The sequence below is a fragment of the Blastomonas sp. 34TW genome, from assembly GCF_059803595.1.
This window is the reverse complement of record NZ_JAPFGW010000001.1, coordinates 255,298-270,601: the sequence shown is the minus strand read 5'-3', so window position 1 is coordinate 270,601 and position 15,304 is coordinate 255,298. Positions and strand designations below refer to the sequence as shown.

17 protein-coding genes and 1 tRNA gene are annotated in these 15,304 nt (G+C 60.2%); 7 read left to right on the top strand and 11 right to left on the bottom strand.

Annotated features, from left to right (window positions below; all coding sequences use genetic code 11):
- Positions 1–132: 132 nt before the first annotated feature.
- The 3 genes from OPU69_RS01260 to OPU69_RS01250 all read right to left on the bottom strand — a co-directional run bounded on the left by OPU69_RS01260 (position 133) and on the right by OPU69_RS01250 (position 2,574).
- Positions 133–945: an enoyl-CoA hydratase/isomerase family protein gene (locus OPU69_RS01260; RefSeq protein WP_498509010.1), complete on the bottom strand. Its 813-nt coding sequence runs from the start codon at positions 943–945 to the stop codon at positions 133–135.
- Positions 942–1,967 carry an NADP-dependent oxidoreductase gene (locus tag OPU69_RS01255; RefSeq protein WP_498509009.1) on the bottom strand — a complete coding sequence of 342 codons (1,026 nt, stop codon included), beginning with the start codon at positions 1,965–1,967 and terminating at the stop codon, positions 942–944. The genes OPU69_RS01260 and OPU69_RS01255 overlap by 4 nt, the downstream gene beginning before the upstream one ends.
- A gap of 100 nt (positions 1,968–2,067) precedes the next feature.
- Entirely contained in the window at positions 2,068–2,574 is a 507-nt protein-coding gene (locus OPU69_RS01250; RefSeq protein WP_060977500.1) for a MarR family winged helix-turn-helix transcriptional regulator, read from the bottom strand.
- Between the two features lie 110 nt (positions 2,575–2,684).
- Here OPU69_RS01250 and OPU69_RS01245 point away from each other — a divergent pair, with 110 nt between their 5' ends.
- Together OPU69_RS01245 and OPU69_RS01240 are read left to right on the top strand one after the other, a co-directional pair.
- On the top strand, positions 2,685–3,770 hold the full coding sequence (locus OPU69_RS01245) for a branched-chain amino acid aminotransferase (RefSeq protein ID WP_060977493.1): 1,086 nt from the start codon (positions 2,685–2,687) through the stop codon (positions 3,768–3,770).
- Between the two features lie 132 nt (positions 3,771–3,902).
- Positions 3,903–3,977 (top strand) — tRNA-Gln (locus tag OPU69_RS01240).
- A 270-nt stretch (positions 3,978–4,247) separates the two neighbouring features.
- On the opposite strand, the gene OPU69_RS01235 is transcribed toward OPU69_RS01240, so the two are convergent.
- From OPU69_RS01235 to OPU69_RS01220, 4 genes are all read right to left on the bottom strand, one after another.
- Positions 4,248–7,259 (bottom strand): relaxase/mobilization nuclease domain-containing protein, encoded by a 3,012-nt coding sequence (locus tag OPU69_RS01235; protein ID WP_498509008.1) that lies wholly within the window; start codon positions 7,257–7,259, stop codon positions 4,248–4,250.
- A complete protein-coding gene (locus OPU69_RS01230; RefSeq protein ID WP_498509007.1) occupies positions 7,256–7,741 on the bottom strand; it encodes a hypothetical protein in 486 nt (161 codons plus the stop codon). Before OPU69_RS01230 ends, OPU69_RS01235 begins: the two co-directional genes overlap by 4 nt.
- Before the next feature lie 291 nt (positions 7,742–8,032).
- Positions 8,033–8,227 (bottom strand): hypothetical protein, encoded by a 195-nt coding sequence (locus OPU69_RS01225; RefSeq protein WP_498509006.1) that lies wholly within the window; start codon positions 8,225–8,227, stop codon positions 8,033–8,035.
- A gap of 121 nt (positions 8,228–8,348) precedes the next feature.
- Positions 8,349–9,179 (bottom strand): protein NO VEIN domain-containing protein, encoded by an 831-nt coding sequence (locus tag OPU69_RS01220; RefSeq protein ID WP_498509005.1) that lies wholly within the window; start codon positions 9,177–9,179, stop codon positions 8,349–8,351.
- A gap of 100 nt (positions 9,180–9,279) precedes the next feature.
- Here OPU69_RS01220 and OPU69_RS01215 point away from each other — a divergent pair, with 100 nt between their 5' ends.
- A complete protein-coding gene (locus OPU69_RS01215; RefSeq protein ID WP_498509004.1) occupies positions 9,280–9,588 on the top strand; it encodes a type IIL restriction-modification enzyme MmeI in 309 nt (102 codons plus the stop codon).
- A gap of 27 nt (positions 9,589–9,615) precedes the next feature.
- On the top strand, positions 9,616–9,696 hold the full coding sequence (locus tag OPU69_RS01210; protein WP_498509313.1) for a DUF6471 domain-containing protein: 81 nt from the start codon (positions 9,616–9,618) through the stop codon (positions 9,694–9,696).
- Here the strand turns inward: OPU69_RS01210 and OPU69_RS01205 are convergent.
- Positions 9,693–10,751, bottom strand: a complete 1,059-nt coding sequence (locus tag OPU69_RS01205; RefSeq protein WP_498509003.1) for a hypothetical protein — start codon at positions 10,749–10,751, stop codon at positions 9,693–9,695. The two genes, OPU69_RS01210 and OPU69_RS01205, sit on opposite strands and share 4 nt — an antisense overlap.
- 128 nt (positions 10,752–10,879) lie before the next feature.
- Between OPU69_RS01205 and OPU69_RS01200 the strand changes: the two genes are divergently transcribed.
- Both OPU69_RS01200 and OPU69_RS01195 read left to right on the top strand, forming a co-directional pair.
- Positions 10,880–11,263, top strand: a complete 384-nt coding sequence (locus OPU69_RS01200; RefSeq protein WP_498509002.1) for a hypothetical protein — start codon at positions 10,880–10,882, stop codon at positions 11,261–11,263.
- Complete coding sequence (locus OPU69_RS01195) at positions 11,260–11,475, top strand: hypothetical protein (protein ID WP_498509001.1); 216 nt, start codon at positions 11,260–11,262, stop codon at positions 11,473–11,475. The genes OPU69_RS01200 and OPU69_RS01195 overlap by 4 nt, the downstream gene beginning before the upstream one ends.
- 67 nt (positions 11,476–11,542) lie before the next feature.
- Here the strand turns inward: OPU69_RS01195 and OPU69_RS01190 are convergent, their stop codons facing one another.
- The 3 genes from OPU69_RS01190 to OPU69_RS01180 all read right to left on the bottom strand — a co-directional run bounded on the left by OPU69_RS01190 (position 11,543) and on the right by OPU69_RS01180 (position 13,941).
- Positions 11,543–12,313 carry a hypothetical protein gene (locus OPU69_RS01190; protein ID WP_498509000.1) on the bottom strand — a complete coding sequence of 257 codons (771 nt, stop codon included), beginning with the start codon at positions 12,311–12,313 and terminating at the stop codon, positions 11,543–11,545.
- Between the two features lie 100 nt (positions 12,314–12,413).
- Positions 12,414–12,953 (bottom strand): hypothetical protein, encoded by a 540-nt coding sequence (locus tag OPU69_RS01185; RefSeq protein WP_498508999.1) that lies wholly within the window; start codon positions 12,951–12,953, stop codon positions 12,414–12,416.
- A 124-nt stretch (positions 12,954–13,077) separates the two neighbouring features.
- Entirely contained in the window at positions 13,078–13,941 is an 864-nt protein-coding gene (locus tag OPU69_RS01180; protein ID WP_498508998.1) for a 3'-5' exonuclease, read from the bottom strand.
- Positions 13,942–14,355: 414 nt separating this feature from the next.
- On the opposite strand from OPU69_RS01180, the gene OPU69_RS01175 reads away from it, so the two are divergent.
- Positions 14,356–15,018 carry a DNA-binding protein gene (locus OPU69_RS01175; RefSeq protein WP_498508997.1) on the top strand — a complete coding sequence of 221 codons (663 nt, stop codon included), beginning with the start codon at positions 14,356–14,358 and terminating at the stop codon, positions 15,016–15,018.
- Positions 15,019–15,304 lie beyond the last annotated feature (286 nt).

The window sequence follows — 15,304 nt, the reverse complement described above, 5'->3', positions numbered from 1 at the left end:
TGCCTCTCCCCCCTTCCGTCATCCTGAATTTGTTTCAGGATCCATCGTGCCCTGAAAGCCGAAGGTGCGTGGGGATAAATGGACCCTGAAACAAGTTCAGGGTGACGACATATGGGCGCTTGGATTATCATCTCACTCCCCCGTCAGCTTGGGGCTGCGCTTCTCGGCCATCGCCGCCACCGCCTCGCGCCGATCGCCCAGATAATTGCTCACGCTCTCCCAGCCGATCGCAGCGTCCATCATCTGTGCGGCGAGTGCGCGCAGCGGGATGTTGGTCACGCTCTTGGTCCAGCGCACGGCCCATTTGGGGTTGCCCTGCAGCTTGGCGATGATCTCATTGAGCTTCGCATCAAGCTGATTGCCCGGCACTGCATGGTTGATCAGGCCCAGGTCCTTTGCTTCGGCGGCGCTCAGCATGTCGCCGGTCATCAGCAGTTCCTTGGCCTTGGCATAGCCGATCAGCTGCGGCCAGATCAGCGCGCCGCCATCGCCCGCGACCAGCCCGACCTTGACATGCGGATCGCCGATCACCGCCTTTTCGTCGGCCACGATGATGTCGCAGAGCAGCGCGATCGTCGCGCCCAGCCCCGCCGCCGCGCCGTTCAACCGGCACAAGATCGGCTTTTCCATCTCGAGCAGGCTGGAGACGATGCGCTTGGCGTCCCAGGCGATCGCGCGGAAGCTTGCCGGATCGTCGATCTGCTGCTGGAACCAGGCGAAATCGCCGCCCGCGCAGAACGCCCTGCCCTTCGCGGCCAGCACGATGATGTCGCTCCCGCTATCGCGTTGCAGATCGGTGAACACCCGCGCCAGTTCGTCGTGCATCGGGCCGTCGACGCCGTTGACGGGATGGTCCGAGGTGATGAACGCTCTCAGCACGCGGCCATCGCGCTCGAAGGTGAAGCGCGTGTAGCTCTGGTCCTCGATGCGGAATTCGTCGCTCATCCGATATCTCCCAAACGCACCAGCCGCCGCCCGAAGCTGGCGCCGGTGAACAGCCCGCAAAACGCCTCCGGCATGGCCTCGAGCCCGTCATACAGCTCCTCGCGATAGACCAACTTTGCATCGCGGATCATCTGCCCCATCGCGGCCTGCGCCTCGGCAAATTGCGGAATGTCATCGAACACCAGGATGCCGCGCATCGTCAGCCTTTTAGCGATCATCTCGCCGGTATTGGTGATGCCGACACGCTCGCCCTGCGGGACATTGTAATCGGCGACCTGGCCCGACATCACGATCCGGCCATGCAGCCGCATCAAGGGCAGCACCGTGTCGATCATCGCATTGCCGACATTGTCGAAGAAGATATCGACGCCCTTGGGACAGGCTTTCGCGATCGCCGCGCCGAGATCGCCTTCCGCCTTGTAATCGATCGCCGCATCGAAACCGCAAGCCTCCACCAGCCAGTCGTACTTGGCCTTGCCGCCCGCGATGCCGGTCACGCTCGCCGCCCCCCAGGCCCTGGCGAGCTGCCCCGCCGTCGCGCCCACCACGCCCGCTGCCGAGCTGATCAGCACATGCGCGCCTTCGCGAAATTCGCCGACGCGTTTCATGCCGAACCAGCTGGTCATGCCCGGAATGCCAAGCACGCCGAGCCATAGCGTGCGCGGCAGGCCATTGTCGGCGATCGGCATCACATAGCCGCGCCCGTTGCCGATCGAGTGCGTTGTCCAGCCGCCGCTGCCCGTCACCCAGGTGCCGACAGGAAAGCGATCATTGCGGCTTTCGGTCACCATACCGACCATGAATCCATCCATCGTACCGCCCGGCGGGATCGGCGGGGCATAGCTCGCGCCGGTGGCGTGCAGCCGCGACCGCACCCCGGGATCGACCGAGGCAATGCGATGTTCGATCAGGAATTGCTGGTCCTCGAGCGCGGGAACCTCCCGCTCGACAATCGCGAAGTCATGCGGCTGCGGCAGCCCGTCGATCGGTGCCTTGAGCACCACGCTGCGCATCGTCGCCATGACCTCTTCCCGCTCCTGTCCTGTTATCGTTAGGCACTTGATTGCATAACCGATACCATTAGCAAAGCAGAAATGCTGACATTGCTGTCAGTGCGGACCATCAGCCGGGGCGGCGATCGTTCCCAAGCTCCGCCAGCAGCGCGCGATCGGCATCGGGCACCAGTCCTTCGAGCACGCGCCAGAAGCCGGTGACCGATTCCTGCCCCGCACGCCGATAGGCCTGGGCAAGACGGCTGCGCAGCGCATCGAACAGCTCGGCCTCGAGCGCCGCGCCCGCCGGGGTGAGCCGCAGCAGCTTCTGCCGCCGGTCGGTCTCGCCGCTGCGCGTCTCGATAAGGTCGCGACGCTGCAACTCGGTCAGCACCCGGCCCAGCGACTGCTTGGTAATAGCGAGCGCGCGCAGCAGCTGGCTCACCGTCAGATCGGGATTGCGCGCGATGAAATAGAGCGCGCGGTGATGCGCGCGGCCAAGACCCTGCACCGCGAGCTGGTCATCGATCGATTTGGTCAGCCGCGTATAGCCGAAGAACAAGAGCTCCACGCCGTGGCGGATTTCATCCTCGCGCAGGAAAAGCGCGGAAGCCGAGGGGGAAGATGGGACAGGCATGTTGACCTTGATTGCCAGCGAGATTAGGTCTTGGCAAGCCCGCGTTGCAGCAAGGCCAATTGCCGGGATGCCGATCACCAGTTCCGATCCTTGCGCCACCAGAGGATGCCATGCTGCCTTTCACCATCGAGCCGACGACCAACCCGACCCCCGCAGATGCGCGCGATGCGGCGCTGGTCGATCCGGGCTTCGGCAAGCTGTTCACAGACCATATGGTCGTGGTGCGCTATGACGAGGACAAGGGCGGCTGGTACGAGGCGAAGGTGACCGCGCGTGCGCCGATCCCGATGGATCCGGCCTCGTCGGTGCTGCATTATGCGCAGGAAATCTTCGAAGGCATGAAGGCGTACAAACTGTCCGACGGCAGCACCGCCTTGTTCCGCCCCGATGCCAATGCCCGCCGCTTCAACGAATCCGCGACGCGCATGGCGATGCCGCATGTGCCGCACGACCTCTTCGTCGAATCGGTCGAGCAGCTGGTGCGGATCGATTCCCAATGGTTTCCGAAGGTCGAGGGCGGCGCGCTCTATCTGCGCCCGTTCATGTTCGCGTCCGAGGTGTTCCTCGGCGTGCGCCCGGCCAAGCAATATCTGTTCATCACCATCGCATCGCCCGTGGGTGCCTATTTCAAGGGAGGCATTGCGCCTGTGACGATCTGGGTGTCGCAGCATTACACCCGCGCCGCGCCCGGCGGCACGGGTGCGGCCAAATGCGGCGGCAATTACGCGGCCAGCCTCGTCGCGCAGGCCGAGGCGACCGCGCAAGGCTGCGACCAGGTGGTGTTCCTCGATGCCGCCGAGCACAAATGGGTCGAGGAACTGGGCGGCATGAACCTGTTCTTCGTGTTCGACGACGGCAGCATCATCACCCCGCCGCTCACCGGTACGATCCTGCCCGGCATCACCCGCAGCTCGATCATCGACCTCGCCCGCGCACAGGGCCTGACCGTCAGCGAACAGCCCTATTCGATCGACCAGTGGCAGGCCGATGCTCAGAGCGGCAAGCTGCGCGAGACCTTCGCCTGCGGCACCGCAGCGGTGGTGACCCCGGTCGGCACGGTGAAGTCCCCGCAAGGCAGCTTCACCATCGGCGGCAATCAGTCGGGTCCGGTGACGGCGAGTCTGCGCTCGGCTCTGGTGTCGATCCAGCGCGGTGACGCTGCCGATCCGCACGGCTGGGTCCACCGCATCGCCTGAGGCACACGCCCCGTTCAACGCCCCAAAAAGGCGCTTGGCGCGGCGAGGCTTTTCCGTATATAGGCCGCTCCCGCGCTGCCCCGGCCCCTCGCCCGGCAGCCATAGACAGCACGGCATTGGCCAGCACGGCATTGGGGTGTCGCCAAGTGGTAAGGCACCGGTTTTTGGTACCGGCATTCGCAGGTTCGAATCCTGCCACCCCAGCCAGCTTTTAATACTAGCCTAACTACCTGAAATCATTCAAGTAAGCCTGCGAATCTAAAACAACATGGCCACCGTGATGGTATCCTCAGGTGGCCACGTCGGAGAGCATGATTCGTACCGTCTCAAAGTGCAATGGAAATTGCCGCTCATCCACAAGTTATGCCCCGCAAAAATCCTGTCGACGGCGCTGCGCCCGGCCACCCTCAACTCGATGCATTAGGTGATTCCAGATAGGCTTATCTCCGCAAGCTGCAAAAAAGCTCAAATCGCAGCCTATAGGCCATGGCCGTCTGCTCCCGGACGATAGATCTGGCGTCGCTGCGCCTGATGACCTTCCACCGATCCCTTCAGATGATCCCCACTATCGCCAGCATCAAGATGATCCGAAAGCTCTCCAGACGTCGATGCTCGACGCGAATCAGGCTTTGCCTGGACCGTTGTCAAGGGTCGCGTGCTTTCCTTCCCTCCAGAGCTGGCTGTCATCTGTTCTATGAGCAAGCGATAGCCATCTGCGTCGAAGAAGTACGATAGCCGCTCCGTAGCATATTCCTTGCGATCTGATGGCGGCTTGGAGGCTAACGACGGCGAGAAGTCGATGATCGCCTCAGCAACCTCAATCGCCGCGCGACCACGCTTGATGAGTATGCGTGTAACATCGTGGTCGATGGCTCGATTTCGATCTTCGCTTGAAGCGCCGGGATTGGCCATATGCTCCTCCAGCAACTCCTGCCAAAGGCGGACGAATTCCTTACCCGTTTCACTCGGCGGAACGAGCTTGCCGAGATAGCGGCGGACACGCGCACGATCTTGTTGATCCCGCTGGCGAGCCAATTCGTCAGTTATTGCTTGGTTGCGCTGTACATCGGCAAGGGTGCTCATTCCCAACGCCGATGCTGGCGAGCGCTCCTCCAGAAATGGTTCTATTTGCGTCGCAGTAAGCCCCTGGCGCACCATGCCAAGTAATGCCTGGTTCTCGATTGCAACGAGATCATTACGGCCCATGGGGCGGTCAGCCGAGAATACATGAATGCGCGCGGCCCAATTCTCGAGATATTGGCGCACTTCCGGCGGATCTCCAGGCCGCGGCGACGTTGCCGCCAGCAGCCGCTTCCTCTGCTCAGCCTGCACGACAGAGGCATCAGGCAGCGGCCTTCTCGCAGGGTCGGAAGCAGAATGTCGATCAGCGCTTTGCGGTGCATCGCTCTGTTCACGTGCCCGCTGCTCCAAAGCCTCCTGCGTGCGCTGTTCCAGCAGTCGTGCGCGCGCCGCGCGGGCTGATTGCGTCGCCTGCTCATCCGCACGACGTTCCTCATCTTCGCGCATCACACGTTCGATATGGCTACGGAAGAACTCAGCAGCGGCGAGATGCGAAACCACTCTGGCTGCCTCAGCGGACGTTGTATGGGACTGATTCAGAAGGATGTTGCTGGCCAACGCCTTTTCGTTGCGCGCTTCATGATGCTGCTCTTGCCGAAGCCCTGCTATGACAGTGCTGGCGAGGCTTAGCACTTCGGCTTGCTTGGACCATCTGGCCGACGCGGGGCAACGTGCTTCAACGGCCTTCATGCTGAGTGCGTAGTCCCCCTTGGTCGTTCGCCTCAACAACCCTGGCTGCCGAATCAAGTCTTTCAAGGCATCGACTTCCGCGGTTTGCCTAGCAGCTATGCGCTCGAATATCGCCAGATTGCCGGGATCGTCCATCAACGCGTTATCGGCGGCGGTGGCCTTCCAGCCCTCAATCCTTACGCGCTGTCTCTGATCAACCAGAATCCGGTGATCGGCCTGATCGGCCCTCATGGCAAGATAGCTTGCCTGGCGTTGCTGACTTTGTCGACGCGCGTCAGCTTCTGATGCACGCAGCGCAAGACCACGGCTCTTGAGCGACAATGTCGCAACGCTCAGGGGTTGTGTGAATGCCTTGAGTTCATTGTGGAGCGTCTTTGCCCGCTCCTTGATGCCATGGAGGGAACGTCTCAACGAGGCAATCATTTTGGCGATACGAAGCCTGCGGGTCTCCGTCACCTGATCTTCAAGGTCATGCCATACACGCATCGCATCGGCATCGCCAAGCTTGGCACGGCGTGCGACAAACTCTGCGAATACGGGCTTCTTGCGCGCAGGTCCTGCCACTGCCAGCGCGTAGCTGAGTTCGGCCTGCGCCCGGGCAACCAAATCGCGGCGCAAGCCGCTGGCCGCGAACCTGGCTGCACTCGCGCCGGCACATGGCTGCAGCGTCAGCCTGAGCTGCTCAATTTGCATGCCGACTGCAAGCTTTTCGGCCTTGTAGCGTTTGAATGCGGACTTTCTGCGCGCCGTTGCACGATGCCATTGCTTTATTTCTTCGCGGAACTGAACCTGAAGCTTTTGAAACCCCTGGTCGAACGTCTTTTCTGGCTTGTTCAGGGTGATTGGTGGCCGCGGATGCGACGCTTGATATTCAACAAAGGGTTGATCTGCTGATACATCTAGCTTGGCCATGCCGCCCAATCCAAACGCAGAGATTTTCACGCACTCGCGCGGATTGGAAATGTTGTAGAGCTGCAGACCACGTTTGCGCTCGCCGCTTGATATGACCCGCAGGTTCAATCCGTGCTGGCCAAGCGCACGGATCCGCATCTCCCAGCTCGGCAGCGCCAGGGCTGATCGTACCTGATCAAAGTACCGATCCTGAAGGGCGACTTCGCCCCGCGCTTCCAGTCGCTGTCGTTGGCTGTGCAAGAGCTGCGGTTCCTGCAGCTCGATGGCAACCGAACGCGAAGGAAGTTCGCGCAGCCCCCATTCGACTTCGAGCTGTCTCGCCAGTTTCGTCAGACGCATGGGAAGGTGACTATCCCACGCCCGGCTTTTGACAGCACCATTTGGCATGGCCTTGGCTTCGTCTGAAGTCACCGGCCTTCCCAGCGCCTGCGCAAACTGGATTCGAGGCGGCGGCCTGCCAAGATCATCCATTTCGCAGACAACAACATGGACATGGTCGTCGTCATGCACCACTGCCATGTACGGACGACCGGCAAGGCCCGCCGCATCAACCATACGACAGGCGAGGTCGGCATACCTGGCGTCGGTCAGACCGACTTCGGCCCGTGCCATCATGTGGACCACTGGTCGCATGCGGCACGGCGCCAGCGCGGCATTCCGAGCCATTTGCGCAGCGGCCGTGCGTTCGTCGTACACGCCTTCCATCCTGATGATGCGCGCTTCACCACGGTCTTGGTGCTCACCATGGCGCAGCAGGTAATCGATGAGGCCCGCAAAATCACGGCCGCGGGTACACTTGATGATCATCTTCGCATCGCGTTGGTCACCGCATCGATCGCGGTGTCGAGTTTGGGCGTGATTTTCTTTTCCGCCTCATCAAGTCGCGCCAGAAGTCTGGCCAGCAGTTCCGGTAGTTCGTTGCGGACACGGGATTTATGCTCGTCCGCTATGAACACGGGATCGATCCGGTCCATCCAGGTTGCCATTTTCTCGACATCATGGCGCAAGCGACGAAGATCAGTGCCGACGCTGCCCAGGTCAGCAAGGGCGTCTTGCGCGCCCGGCAGCGGTCGACGCCGGTGTGGCTGCGCTGGCAGTGCGATGCCACCATCGCTGACAGGCCGCATTGCCGGAATGAGCGATCGCAACCAATCCTGCTTAGCATGAGGCCCGGAAAAGCCTTTGGCGGACAGATGGGCGATCAGCGTCTCATGATTTTCCGCCGTGAGTTTGACTCGAAAGTCCTTTGGCTTGGGGCGTGGAGCTTTCTGGTTTCTTGCGACAGTCATGACCAGATACTCGTCGAGGGGAGGGCTTGGGAGGGGCTATGCCCAACCCAACAAGTCAAGTCGTTCCACCGCCACTGGCGACAGAGCACAGCGACAGAGCAAAGTGGCGCAAAAGGTGGACACGACATCACTTGCTACCCTTCTTAGAGTTACCTTTCCATTATGCATTCTATTTTACTGTTTGAAAAGCATAATTGTTAATACTATGTTGAAGGAAAGGAGAATCAGGCCATGAGTTCAACACGCAAGAAATTAACCAACAAAGCCCCCGTGAAACCGAGACCTTCAACATCATTCAGGATAGGTGTTGGCTTCGCGAATAGCTTGCAGCAGGCAACAAGAGAGCAAATAAACAAGATTAACGAAGATCGCAAACGCCGCTATAAACTCGATGCAATAATCAACTACGCTGTGGAAGCGGTCCTCGAGATGCAGCAAGATCTCACGCCGAGCGAAATAGCTGCTGCGGTCACCGGAGTTCTGCATGACCTTGTACGCGAGGGGGTCATCGAGGGCACTTTACCAAGCGATGAACGCATAAAGTCATCAGTGCGGAGCAAGCTGCGACCGAAGCCGGCAAAAGCCACGCCATTGCCGCAAACCGAAGCTAGAACAGCCGAGCCTCAAACGACGACGCCAGCAGTTCAACATGGTTTTCCAGCGGCGGTCGAAGCGCGAATGCCTTCGGCTGACGAGCAAAGTCATAGATCCTTATGAGGTGCCAGTTCTCGCCGCGTTCGCGCGAAACTTCGAGTTCGTTGCGCGAGATGTGGAATGGCGTTCGCTCCCAGCCACAGGTCGTCTTGACCTCGATTAGGCGCGCTTGTCCGTCCGGTTCGAAGCTGGCTATGTCGTAGCCGAAGCCATCGCCATCCGCATCGGATGTCCACCGCACTTGAACCGCCAGATCATGCCTGCCAGCATCGACAAGGGTGCTGCGCTCATGGTGCAGAACAACCGCCTCCCCCGCCCTGCCAAGCGCACGATTGCGCTCGTCGCGGCCAGCGATGTCATATTTCCTGGCGACGGCTGCCATCAGTTTTGGGTCCACTGGAGGAGGTGCGTTGCGGTGCGTTGGCGGAGGGCCGATCCACAGTCGTGGCGGGTGAGCGACGCGTTGCGCGAGACCGGTATCGTGCTTCGGCCTCAGCCAGTCCGGGTGCGCATCCAGCCATCGCTGGACACCATCTTCGAGCGCGTGCTGATAGTGCCTTGCGGGCTTGAGTCCATTGATCCACGGCTGTCCGAACCCGATCATGACAGCGGATATGTTCTGGTGCTTGCGCTCGATCGACTTGGCAGATCTGGGGATCAAATTGGCCAGCGCACGGTAGCGCGAAGCCTTGTTGACCACCTTGCCCGCAAGCTCCTCGGCAAGCATCGCGAAATAGTCGGCCACCACCAGATCGATCTCGCTATCTGACCAGACCTCGACCAATTCTATCCCCCTCGTATGCCGCGACTATAGCGCGCGCAAAATCCCTGCCCAGGGTCAATCTTCCATTGCCGCCCCCTGCCCCCGGTGCTTATTTGAACCCATGCCGGGGGACATTTCCACACAGCACCAGATTGACGCCTTTATCGCCCAATGGCGCGATACGGGCGGGTCGGAGCTGGCGAACACGCAGAGCTTCATCAACGGCCTGTGCGCGCTGATCGGCGTGCCCGCCCCCGATGGCAGCCGCACCGACGACGCGCACAACGATTACGTGTTCGAGCGCCGGGTGTTTCAGGACAATGGCGACGGCACGCAGAGCTTCGGCCGCATAGACTGCTACAAGCGCGACTGCTTCAACGCAGGGCGCGGAATGTCTGGTAAGCCGTATCCTCACCCATCTGGTAAATAGACTTGAGGCTGATCGTGCGGGCCTTGGCTGATCAGCCGGGGCGGCTTCACCGCCGCGTTCCTGCTTCAATGCCTTGAAGCGATTGGCGTCACTGACGTTCGTGTCTAGCTGTTCGCTATCCCCTTCATGGAAGGAGCGTCGAAAGCAAAGCTGGTCACGCACTTCAGGACGCGTTCGTGTTGCTTATTGAAATTCTGCATCGTGACGGCGGTTGTGCGGTGAGCTATCACCGCATCGTCGCTAGGGAAAAGGCTGCGATCCTCTGTCCAGTCGCCCCGCAAGCTGTGGCTGGGCACATCCCCGATCAGGCTGGGAACGTCAGCTAGGTAGTGAGCTGCGATGCCGCCGTAGATCATGATGTCCTGCTGCCATTGAAAATTCTGGTTGTTCCAAACACCCCAGTTTTCAACGCGTTCACCTCGGCTTGTGCGCAACAGGCCATCAGCTTGGGAACGAATTTTTTCTGCGAGGTTTTCCAGGGTTTCGCGATCGCGTATGGCCCGGAAGCCACCATCAACATTCTTGAACCGTTGATCCTGGTCATCGCAATGCTGCCGGGTCCAATCGTTCAATCGACGCTCCAAATCTGAGCATCCTTTGGCAATCTCCCCGATTCTCGTTTGGAGCTTGGCCACTTCTTCTTTGGTAAAATCAAAGGCCAGTGTAGCCGAGCCGAAGGCTTGCCTGGCCTGATTTGACAGAGCGGCCATCCGCTTGTCATATTCATGCAGATGAGAGTGCGCTGAAAACTCAGCGCGAAGCGTTGTTGCCAGAAACTCGTGGAGTTTTGCGTCGATCATTTCGGCGATCCGACTTGGTTCAATAACGCCGGCGCGGTCCAGTGTGTCTGGCTGATAATCCAGTTCTGAAGCGTGAGTCGCCCCATCCAAAACTGAAGCTGAAATTTCGCCGCTGGTCGGGCGCATAGGCAGCCGACGCACGTACTCGAACAGGGCAGCGACTAGGATTGCCTGCAGGACAAGCATCCATCCCCACCAAGGGAGTAATGCCCCGCTCATGCCGAATATCCTTCGGAGGTTCGGAAGTTCAAGTTGGCTGGAAAGCGTGTCGTAGCCGGTGAGGGCACCCCATGCCAAAAGCGCGACACGAATCCGAACTGGCTTTGCCAGCTCACTCGCCAGACTTGTCTGTTTGCTACCCATAGCGCCCTTCTTGCCTCACCTTCCCAAGAAAGTGGAGTCGCAGCATCCCGCGCCGAAAATTCCCGTAATGCCATCTCACCAATCCTTATGATTGGCGGCTCTAGGTGGCTTTCTGCTTTTGCTACCTATTGCCGGACCTTTCCGATGAGGACATCCTCACGCGGCTGGTCGCGCTGAACAAGGAACGCGCCACCGAAGAGGCACGCGGCCTGATCCGCTATCTGCGCCCCGAATTTCAGGACCCCGGCTATGCCGCGCCGGTCAACCAGACGCTCGATTTCGGCGAAGCTGCCATCGTCCTGCCCGACAATGTCATCGCGTGGCCCAAGACGCTGCCCGGACAGGTCAGCGCCGTGCAGTCCATCCTCACCGCCGCCCCCGCCCCGCTCGCCGCGCAGGACATCGCCCGCAGCTTCAAGGGCAAGCGTGCCGCCACCGTCCGCCCGGTGCTGGACGCGCTGACGGGTATCGGCATGGCCCGGCGGCTCAAAGACGGGCGGTACGCGGCGTGAAACTCAGTGGCGGCACGGCTGGGCGACCCATGGGGCACCTCTCGATCGAGGCTCTGGAGGCCCATACCCGTGCGAGCGAACGCGATCCGGATGAATTCACCCTGGTCCTTGCCGAACTCGGCTATCGCAAGACCAAGCGCGCTTTGGAGCTCAAAGACCTTTTCGCCCGATTGCACCGCGCGGCATCATCGAAGGACATTGGCGCACAATGAGCGACATCAAGCTTTGTCGGATATCGTGACGGGACAGGGGGAGATTTCTCTCCCCCTGCCTTGCTCGCTATGCCGCCATCGCATGCTCATCGCTGATCATGCCCGCAAGCCCGTCACAGGTCCGTTTGAGCTTCGCCTGTACCGTATCCGTGAGGGTGGCGCTGCGCCGCAGCCACTCGAGGACCGCGAAGGCCGCCGCCCAGGAATCGATGCCTGCTTGGCCCTGAGCGCGCAACCATGCGAGATGCGCGACGGCGAGCAACGCGCAGTCCAGTTGGACATGGGCACGGACATCGGCCCAACCTGCATCGTTATGCGGAAAGAGCACGTGCTTCTTGCCCGCCATCAGGAAGGATGGGAGCCCGATACGCACCAGAACTTCGGACAGGTGATGCCAGGTCTTGCTGCCGTTCTTGATCGCCAGGCCGAGGTCAAAGTGGCGACCTGGCGCGTCAACGCCCTGGTAGCGCGGCCGCTCAGCGCGAAAATGCTGGGGCAGCACGAGGGAGTATTCCTGGGCAGCCAATTGGAGCAGTTGAACATCGGTGGCGATGCTGCCGTAGCCGATAACGACGCGATCGGTACGGGCATGGAGATGGTGGAACAGGTCGCGGACCACTCGCCGCTCATCGCAATCCTCGTCGGCTGACCAGTGCGCAATGCCTTCAAAGCTGATCGCACCGTCGGCTGACACGCTGAGGTCGAACGCGGCAGCGGCGAAGATTCGCTTGCTGGCGATGCGGTGGAAAGGCTGGAGATGAGAATTGATGCGCTGCGAGGCGGCATGCAGCCCTTCATCCCAGGCGGATTCGGTGTCGATGTATGTGAATTTGCGCATGTACATATTCCTTGATGCGCCAAAGGCCGCCCTGATCGGACGGCCTTTGGCATGAGTTCAGATGGATTTGATGGGTTGATGGCCGGGATCGGCCTGGGCTTCAGCGCATGCAGATGACCGGATTGCGGGGTCCCGCCTCGGCCAGGACTGCCGCGTCCGTTTCCATCAAGCCGCAGCCCGGGATGGACGCATCGCCCATGGTTGCGACGATCTTGCGCATCCGGGACAGCGCCCGCCTGTTGCCCGCGCCAATCTGATCCGGCAGGCCCGGGATACGCTGCAGGCTGCCGCGCGAATCGATGCAGAACTGCTCCTTCTCGTTGACGCTGACCAGCACGACCGGCGCATCCTCTGACGCTGCATAGGGCAGGCAACGACGGAAGATGTTCACCTCACAAAGCTCCCGATAGACGACCGCATAGCCGCCGGGCCGCTTGGCTCCGGCATGGGCAAAGCCGACATGGATGCAGTCCTTCTGCACCTCGGCGGCATAGCGCCCAAGCTCGACGCCATATTGCAGGTCCATCATCTTGCCGATGCTGAACGCGATGGTATCGTTGACGGTGCGGTGGAGCGGCAGGCCCATCGCCTGACGCAGGGCGTGCAGTTGGTTCTGCTGACGCTGGTTGGGTGTAGTCACGGTCTGTTTTCTTTCTGTCTTTGGAGTTTGATGAGCTTTTCCCCTCTTTGAGAAGGCTCACCTTCTAATTGTCCGAAGGGTCTGACCGCGCCTGCGATGCGGCGCGGTCGATATGTCCACTGGCTCAGCGGTGGCGCTGATGCCAGTTCATGCTGATCAGCCGTGGACTGGGGCCATGCGGAACGACATGGCGAAACAGCCACATTTCCTCATTTTCGACCTGGCCGTCGGCAACTTCAGTCCACCAGACCTTGGCAGCAGGGTCCCAGCTGTAACCCCGGTCCTTCAGGATGTTGCGCGCCGAGTACGGTGCCCGCGTCGCCTCGACGCGCCAGGTCTCCCGGCTGGCATTGTCCAGAAGCGTTCCCAGCATCGGTCTGCCGTCCGGCAGCGGATAGGCCAGCAGATGGATAAGGCTGATGACATCGGCCAGCGCGCGGTGACCGTCATTGTAGAAACCGGCCTGAGCCAGCAGATGGCCGAGCGCTCGTCCATCAAGGCCTGCGTCCATCAGCCAGTCAAAATCGCTTAGGGAGCATGCCCAGGCGGCATCGGCTGTGGAAGGCAGCAACTGGCGGATGAACGACGCATCGAACCGGGCGTTGTGCGCCACGAACACATCGACCCCACTAAAATCAGCCTCGACCAGATCGAGATCAATGGCCTTGCCCCGCAGGTCAGCGTCAGTCAGACCGGTCAGCCGGAAGATGCGCTCCGGCAGAGGCGCGCCGGGATCAGCCAGCGCCTCGCGCACGGTCAGGATATCGACAATATCCCCTTCCGCATCGACGAGCAGGATCACATAGCCGAGGTCGATGATCTGATCGCGCAGCGCATCCGTGCCGGTGGTCTCCACGTCAATGACCGCGACCTGTAGCAGCGGCTCGACAGGCTGCTTGCTGACGATGAAATGCTCCAGCTTGGCAGCCGGTAGCAGTATCCGGATTGCGATTTCGTCATTGGTTGCCGCAGGTGCGGCGGTACTCATATTTTCTGGTCTTCTGTCCATTTTCAGGCTCCGTGACCGAGCCTGAAGGAATCCTTTTCCTCCATCCCAACTCGATCACAGGCTCTGCCGACGAGAGATTTTCCAATTATGAGGACATGCGAAGGCGGACAGACCTTGGTCCAGCGAGCAACACTCGGTCTCGGCATTGTCAGGCTGTGTTGAAGAGGCGAACCGCCGCGGACGCAGCTTCTTGAGGCGACACGCAAGGGCTGAGCAAGATGCCAGCTATGGTTGAAATTTATGCTTTCCTCGGGCGAAAGCTATTCACGTAGCTGTACGTGGGCAGTTCACCGCTTCTTAAACCAGTCACATTATCTCTACTGAGCGTTACACGGATAACCACGCGTATACGTATACAGCCATATACATACAGTAGATAATTGGAGCTTTGCGGTGAGCCAAACCCGAGGGATACAATATGAAACAGTTGCAACGGTTGCCGATGCCCTGGTGGGTCACGGAGCAAAACCGGAACAAATTTCGCCTTATCATATTCGCCAAGAGACCGGAACGGGCAGCCTTACGACCATCGGCAACCACTTAAAGCAGTGGAAGCTGCGCGCATCCCGTGGTGTCGTACCGGTGAACTTCTCCGATGACGATCTACAGACCATTATCGCTATCATGACCAGCAAAATTGAGGAGGCGGCGTTACGCGTGCGGTGTGAAGAAGCCATGCATTCAAAGGTGCTTGTTGCCGATCGCGAACGGTTTCAGCAGGAAAATGCTGAGGCGCTGCGGATAAATGACGAGATCGAAGCAGAACTGGAAGCGGCTCGCGAAAAGGCGAAAACGCATGAGGAAGAGGTGGAAAAGCTTCGCCTCACCATAGCCAGGCTCGAGGGCAAGATAGCTGCCTTGACCGAAATGGTCGAGCCTTCGGCAGCCGCGACACCCTCGATCGACGATGCCACCCCTGCCAGTGAACCCGTCGGGCAGGAAGTCGAGGACCGGCCTGGATCAACCTTCGCCAGTCGGGCGATGGGCGACGCGGCTGTCAGTGCTTTGAAGAAATATCCTCCGTATTGTGATGAGGACTCGCCGCCGGACCAATGAAAACGGGTAATTGACCACCCGTCAGGGTAGCTGTTTCATCCGTCAATTGCCCTAGCGTGTTTGCGTCATCACCACCGCAGCAAGCATGCTTGGCAGCTTTCACTGCCAAGCGCCGCCAAAGCGACTGCCGTAGACGACGGGGTTGAGACGATTGCTGCCACAAGACGGAAGGCGCGTTGTGGGACTTTTCCGACATTCGCAGACGACGTGCTAAATGACTGGGTTCGCCAATACCGGCCGGTCGGCATCGGCCTGCGTGCTAACAGGGGCGGAAATTCCGAAACCG